The following is a 7,156-nucleotide window of genomic DNA, read 5'->3' on the forward strand; positions in this document are numbered from 1 at the left end:
GTTTATTTTAAATTATTTGTTTAGAACAAATCATAAATTTGACCTACCCGTCTAGGTGCATGATATTATCGTCCAATCTCAGGTCAATCATCAGGTGATTTGGATCAATACCGCCTCGGTTAGGCTTGCGGGGCACAGTTACTTTTATGGTCTGCTCGCCAGACCGAATGCGGTGCATCTGCAGGTAAAGTGGCTCGTTTAACCCTTTGCCTTCCTCATAAATGCCGATTTCCAGCCAATCATTCATCGGTACATCCTTTTCAGCACCCGTATTAGCAATGACCACCTTTTGCGCCTGCACCTTTAGCGTAACCTGCCAGTTCCCGGCTTCGGTGTGTGTGGCCGCCAATTGCTTTGATTTGAGGCGCCAATACGTGTTTTGCTTAAACAGGTCGTGTAACAGGTAACTTAAGGAGTCAGGGGTAACATTTTGCAGCTCCTGGTAGAGATTAAGAGTCGTGGGCAGGGGGACATTTCCCGAAGTGCGTTTTTGGAGTAATTGCCGCAACGCACCATTTACTTTTTCTTTACCAATGTACTTACTCAATGCATACATGGCTAGTCCGCCTTTGCGGTAGTATAAAAAGTTTTCGTTGGCCCTGATTAAGGAAGGGGTGGCGAGGGAGCGGGGCATTTCATAGGCAGCATGCAGATAGTTCACGTATTGCCGCAAATGGGCATCCCCATAAGTCTTTTCCAGCACCTGCATCCCGGAATAAACCGCAAGGCCTTCAATCAGCACCCCGGCCCCTTCCACGTTGGCCGGGGTTAACCGGGCCATTCCCCACCATTGGTGCGCCAATTCATGCGCCAAAATATAGTACGGGAGGTCAAACCCATCCGGACTAACATCGGGATTCATCAGCGCATATTGCTCGCCGTAATAGATGATGCTGGCATCGGCCGTTGCGCCGCCCCCGGAACCAGCGCGTTCTACTACCGTGAAATATTTATAAGGGTAAGCACCAAACTGCGCTGTGTAATATTTCAGCGAAGCTTTAACACTCTTAAGCATCCGGTCTATGTTTTGAGCGTGGTTTGGATGATAGTAAATTCGGATGGCAACATCTTCCCAATTGCTTTCTTTTATACCATATTGGGCAGATAAAATGGAATATTCGCCCCCGATTGGTGTATCTGTTTTGTAGTGAAAGTAGCGGCGGTCGCCTTTTGTCCAGGTTTTCTGTAAAAGGCCCGGTGCAACGGCAACTTCATTTTTGGCCGTACCTACAATGGCTTCTAAGGTGGTTTGGTCGGTGCTAAATGGTTTTTTACGTGCCTCCGCATCATAAAGCGAAGGGAGTTCCGGGCGCGCAGGAAGCTTATACTTTTTCCGAAGATTCGCATCCTTTATTTCCCGGTTAGTTTGGTAACCAATGCCTGGGAGCAAGTCAAAATTCGTGAAATAAGTGCCGTTTTTTACTACTAATGCCTTTGAACCATTATGTTCGAATCCACGCGGGTTATAGTGCACGCTAAAGTTTATTTGCAAGGAATCTCCTGGCCGAAGTGGTTGCTTTAAAACATATATTTGGTGGCTGAGTACTTTGTCTATCAGCACGCCGGTAGTTGGCCGATTGAACTTTACTTCTGTAGGCGCTATGCCCGAAACACTTCCCAGATGGATGGTGTCTGTGGGAATTGTATTTTTATTCACCAAGGTATATGTAGCATAAATATTGGCTTGCTGTTGGTCGGGATAAATTTCTAGGTGCAGTTTGGTAGCCTTTAGTTGGGGTTGCGGGGTATTGCGGAACCGGCCGTAACGCCGTTCGTATTCCACCTTCCGTTCGTTTAGGTCGGAGCTGGTCAGGTACTCGTTCCGCACATTCGTATTATAGAAAATAAAGCTTCCTAAGGTAAGAAGAAGCCCGGCACCAAGTAGGGCAACACTGTTTGTGGAGCGAGTGAACCGGCGCTTTACTAATTGAATACGGTATTTTAAACCTTGATCTCTTCCCCGTGCCCAAAGCAATCGTGCTAGTACTGCCAGCAGCAAAGCCCAGGCTAACCAATATATTTTAAACCACAGCCAGGGCTTAAGGGTAAGTCCGAAGCCCCGCATATCGGTGTACCACCAGCCCGGGTCTGCGCCAAAAATCAGCATTTTGTGCTCTACCCGAAAGGTGGCAGGAAAAGCCATAAAGCTAAAAACCAGCAGCAGCACCAGGTAACCGATATATTTTTGATTTACCACTACGTGTACTACCAGCGCGAGCAGGGCAAAGAGTAGGTAATCTATAAATTGAATCCCGAAAAGTACCTGTAAGTACAGGCCTATATCTATATTATCGTAGCCTTGGCTTAACTGCATTCCTATACCTCCGGCCAGAACCAATAATACCCAAACAAGAATAAGGAAGGCTATCCCTAAAAACTTACCGATAAAAAGTACCCATTCCGGCACTGGTGTTGCATCAAAAATATCACTTAAGCCCGCATCCCGTTCCCGCCAGACAAGTTCGCCACTGAAATATATAATGAGTAGCGGAATAACCACCCACGGGTTACCGAGGTTATTTACCGGAGTGGCCAAGTAACCTAACACTTGCGCAGTAGTGGGCAGCAGCGGAATGCCAAACTGCGTCATGATTTTATTGCTGAACACCACCGATAACAAAGTAATTAAAGCAACCAGCGTAAGTCCGACGGGGTTTCGGGCCATTTTTCTAAATGATGCCGAGGTAATGGCGAGCGTTTGGTAGAAATAAGTTTTAAAGTTGAAACGTTGCTGTAACTGCGGAACAAAAATGGCAGTTGCTCTTACTATTGCGGTTTCAGCAGGAATATTGACTTGTACTTTTGGTTGCCGTTTTAAACGGCTCCACCAGCTGCTCGTTACCGGATTAGCAAAACTGACTCGCATGTAAGTGAACAACAATAATCCTATGGCAATGCTAAGCCACAAGATGCGATTTAAAAGAAACATGCCGGTTAGGGAAACAAGTCGCGTGTTTTTTTCAGTTGGCGTCCAGGTTTGCAGTTCGTTGCCTACAATACCGGTAACACCCACCGGGTCAAGTAATTTTACCAGGTCCCAGTTCCCGAAGAGTTTTGCCACTGATATAGCAATAATTTGAGCAACCAGGGCTAATAGCAAACTGGCCAGATAACTGGTCATAACCTGGCGGCTTAGGGCGGCAAAACTGAATTGTAGGGCGGTTGCCACAAAAGCACTGGGTAAGGCAATAAAAAAGTAAACACTTAGGTAAGCCGTTGGCCGGAACGGTAATAAACCATCTTGAGCTAAGCCAGGTAGATAGAAGGAAAGCAGTGTACCTACCGGCAAAGAAAATATCAGCAGGGCATTTACCGCAAAGGCGGCCAGAAACCGGCCACCCAAATAATCGAGCTTTGAAACCGGCATACTGTAGGTAAGCGGATACATCCGCATTTGCACATCCCGGGCGGCGGCTTCGCCGGCAATGGAGGCGCCCATTATTAGCCAGATAAGGCCACCAATTACCGTTACGGCCGTTATATGGAAAGTATTGTTCGGGTATACGCCGTCGCCGGGGGTGGTGAGCCCGTTCATCAGAAAGGTAAAGGCGAGTAAGACTATTAAATAAAGCCAGGTGGAAATGCGCCGGGCCAGGTAGCCAAACTCGAAGCGAAAAATATTCCAGAGCTTCATCTTGCAACCTCCGGTTTATGGTTTCCGGTATGTCCGGCCATGGTGCTGAAGTAAACGTCTTCCAGGTCAGGAGCCACTAATTCAAAGCCGTTGCCCGGAATTTCTTCGCTGTAGATATGAACGGCTGTTCGCCCGCCAATAAGTTTGGTAGAGATAATTTTATACGCTTGCTCCAAGGCTGGCAACATACTTTTTTGCACAATGCGGCGCCAGATTTTTCCCTGTAGTTCCGCCACGGCTTGCAAAGGCTCTGCTTCTTGTAATATTTGCCCTTTGTTGATGATCGCCATCCGGGTGCAGAGTTCACTTACATCTTCTACAATATGTGTAGATAAAATAACGACGCTGTTCTCGCCTAACTCGCTTAATAAATTAAGAAAGCGCACCCGTTCGGCCGGATCTAAACCTGCCGTAGGTTCATCCACAATCATTAACTTCGGGTTTCCCAGCAGGGCTACGGCCACGCCAAAGCGCTGCTTCATACCGCCCGAGAAGTTGCCCAGTTTCTGCCGGCGTTTATCCCACAGGTTGGTCTGTTTCAGTAAAGCTTCCACTACTTCTTTTCTGGCGGCCCGGTTGGTAATGCCTTTGAGCACGGCAAAGTAATCGAGTAAATCTTCTGCTTTGGCATTAGGGTAAACCCCAAACTCCTGCGGTAAATATCCCAGCGTCTGGCGTACCGCTTCTTTCTGGTTTAAAACATCAATATCATCCAGGTAAATATTTCCGGAATCAGGTTCCTGCAAGGTGGCCAGCGTGCGCATCAGGGTAGATTTGCCGGCTCCGTTCGGCCCCAAAAGGCCGTACATGCCCTTGGGAATAGTGAGCGTAACATCTTGGAGTGCCTGCACCCCATTGGGATATAATTTGGAGATGTTGGTAATTTGTAGCGTCATAGGTTTATTTTGTTAGCTGTCATTTTAATCTAGCCTTATCAGCTGATGTGCAAAACCTTACAATAGCAAGACCCAGAAGTATTAATCTATTTATTTAACTAAAAGTGATACTCTTCTAAACACCTGTGCTAAAACAGATGAATAGGTGATGTCAAGGTAATAGATAGTACTATGTATTGCAAGCTAGTATATGAAATAAATTTTCTGAAATAGGTTTTTAGTTTATAAAACAGTTTATGATGCTAATGAAAGGGAGTTGGTTTATATCTGGTTTCTCTTTTGTGCGGCTGCGGCCAGCTGTAGGCAGTAGGTGTTTTGGAGAGAATTACGCAGTTACTGGGACTACTTAAATAACAAATTTTACAGACCCGCAGGCCTAAATTATGGCGAAGCCTAACAAAATGAAAGTATAGGAGGAGCACCAACCGCCGTTATAATAGCCTCTTGCGTAGCAGCAACAAAATTCTTGTGGAATTCACTTTTCTAGCAGAATGGTTACTTAATTAAGACAAAATGTGGGTTTATGTTATTGTGTAGGCTATTTGCTATTACTTTAATAAGAATTATTTATAGCAACGATTCTAGTATTGCATAAGCCAGATGTAACGGCTTCTTATAATGATTATTTTTATTTTAGCTGGGTTATTACCTTATTTTATTGTACATAGTCCTTTCTATTTGTGGGGGTTAGCCATTTACGGTTGAGTTTACATTACAGCAGATTTAAGACGGATTTCTGTATTGTACCAATTTATATTCTGGTATGCATTAATATAATAGAAATGGGTTTACTGCTTTCTAGTGGTTCCATAAGAGTACTTCTCTTATCGCATGGGCACCCTATTTATTCTGTATTTTTTCTTAGTATTGCTATTTGCCTTTTTGTAACATTTACTTAAAAAAAATAGCCACGGAGCAAGACTTCTGAGGAGGGAATCAATTGGTAAAGTGATTTTATTATTGCTAAAAAGAGACAGGAATATTCCGAAGCATAATATCTATTATTTCATATTTAAAGAATGATAAAATTTCTCATATTGCTCCTTAAACACTTCTTATTACTCGTTTTTGGCTTGCTTTTTAGCTTCTCTGGTTATTCTCAAACGCCCGCATCGGCTTATAAAACAGTAGCCCAGGATGGGGCCTGGTGCTGGTTCTCCGACCCGCGGGCGATTTACCACAAAGGGCAGCACGAGCAAATTTATTACGGCTACATTAATAGCCAGGGCGATGTGGTGTTAAGTGCCCGCGACGAAAAGACCCAAGTAATTCACACTTTTATTTTACACGAAAAGCTGCAGATTGACGACCACAACGTGCCCGCTATTTTATTTTTGCCCGATGGTAAAATATTAACGTTTTATACCGAGCACAACGGCCGCTTTTTTATGCGCAAGAGCAAGCGGCCCGAAGACATTACCGAATGGGAAGAAGAAAAAATAATTAACTTTAACTTACCCACTAAACGTCTTTGTTATGCACATCCGGTTATGCTGTCCGGCGAAAACAACCGCATATATTTATTTTTCCGGGGTACTACGCCGGGCCAATCATTTACCGGCTGGGGCCAATATTTCACTTACAGCGATGATTTGGGAAATACCTGGCAGGATGGTCGGTATTACCTCGACACCAGAGCCATTAACAATGCCCCGTACCTAAAAGTAACGTCCGATAATAAATCCCGCATCGACTTTGTATTTACCGACGGGCATCCTAAAATCGGGCCGGCATCGGTTTACCACATGTTTTACCAAAAAGGTAAATTTCATCAAACCAACGGCAATATTATTGCCAGCCTGCATGAAGTACCGCTCCAGCTGTCTAAAATTAACAAAGTGTACGATGTAAACGTGCATCAAACCAAAGCCTGGTTCTGGGATATTGCCCTCGATAAAAACAACCGGCCGGTAATTGCCTATGCCCGCTACCCGTCGGTGCACGAGCATATTTATTATTATACCCGCTGGAACGGTAAAAAATGGATTGACCGGCAAGTGGTAAATGCCGGAGGCTATATCACCAAACCCGAAAAATCGGGCAAAGTACTCGAAGAACATTACTCGGGCGGCATTGTCCTGGACCACCACAAACCGGATAATGTTTATTTATCGCGGCAAATAAATGGCACTTTTGAAATTGAGCACTGGCAACTAAAAGGAGATAATTGGAAAACCACGGCGCTAACTCAAAATTCAACAGCTAATAATATCCGGCCTTATGTAGTGGCTGATTACGCTGGTAAAAAACCGCTGGTTATGTGGATGCACGGACGCTATGAACATTATACCCGCTATAAAACAGATTTATTGATAAATATGCGTTAACCTGAAATATTGGTGAATAGGTTTTATGCCCAAGAACCGGGGTGCCTGCATTAATAATTTGTTTGATATAATATTTAATTTTAATTGTTTTAGCAGGCAATTATTAATATTGGCTTATTGTGCCGGAATGAAGAGGTTTTGCCATCTGTCTGAACGGCGCAGAAAGAAAGGTTTAGAGGACCAGGCAAGCATTTGTATCAGTTTATAGAACAATAATTTTATTAGCATTTTAATTTTTTAGTATGTCTTTGGGATTACAAAAAACCGGCCGTTTCTTTTTGTTTTTTATTCTTTTTGCC

3 protein-coding genes are annotated in these 7,156 nt (G+C 44.3%); 1 reads left to right on the forward strand and 2 read right to left on the reverse strand.

Translation table 11 applies throughout. The annotated features are described in order from the left end of the window. Positions 1–43 precede the first annotated feature (43 nt). Positions 44–3,634, reverse strand: a complete 3,591-nt coding sequence (locus ACO1R6_RS05375; protein ID WP_486262844.1) for an ABC transporter permease/M1 family aminopeptidase — start codon at positions 3,632–3,634, stop codon at positions 44–46. Continuing rightward, positions 3,631–4,530, reverse strand: a complete 900-nt coding sequence (locus ACO1R6_RS05380) for an ABC transporter ATP-binding protein (protein ID WP_486262846.1) — start codon at positions 4,528–4,530, stop codon at positions 3,631–3,633. Before ACO1R6_RS05380 ends, ACO1R6_RS05375 begins: the two co-directional genes overlap by 4 nt. Positions 4,531–5,549: 1,019 nt before the next feature. On the opposite strand from ACO1R6_RS05380, the gene ACO1R6_RS05385 reads away from it, so the two are divergent. Next, positions 5,550–6,857: a BNR-4 repeat-containing protein gene (locus tag ACO1R6_RS05385; protein WP_486262848.1), complete on the forward strand. Its 1,308-nt coding sequence runs from the start codon at positions 5,550–5,552 to the stop codon at positions 6,855–6,857. Positions 6,858–7,156 lie beyond the last annotated feature (299 nt).

Source organism: Adhaeribacter sp., assembly GCF_057359045.1.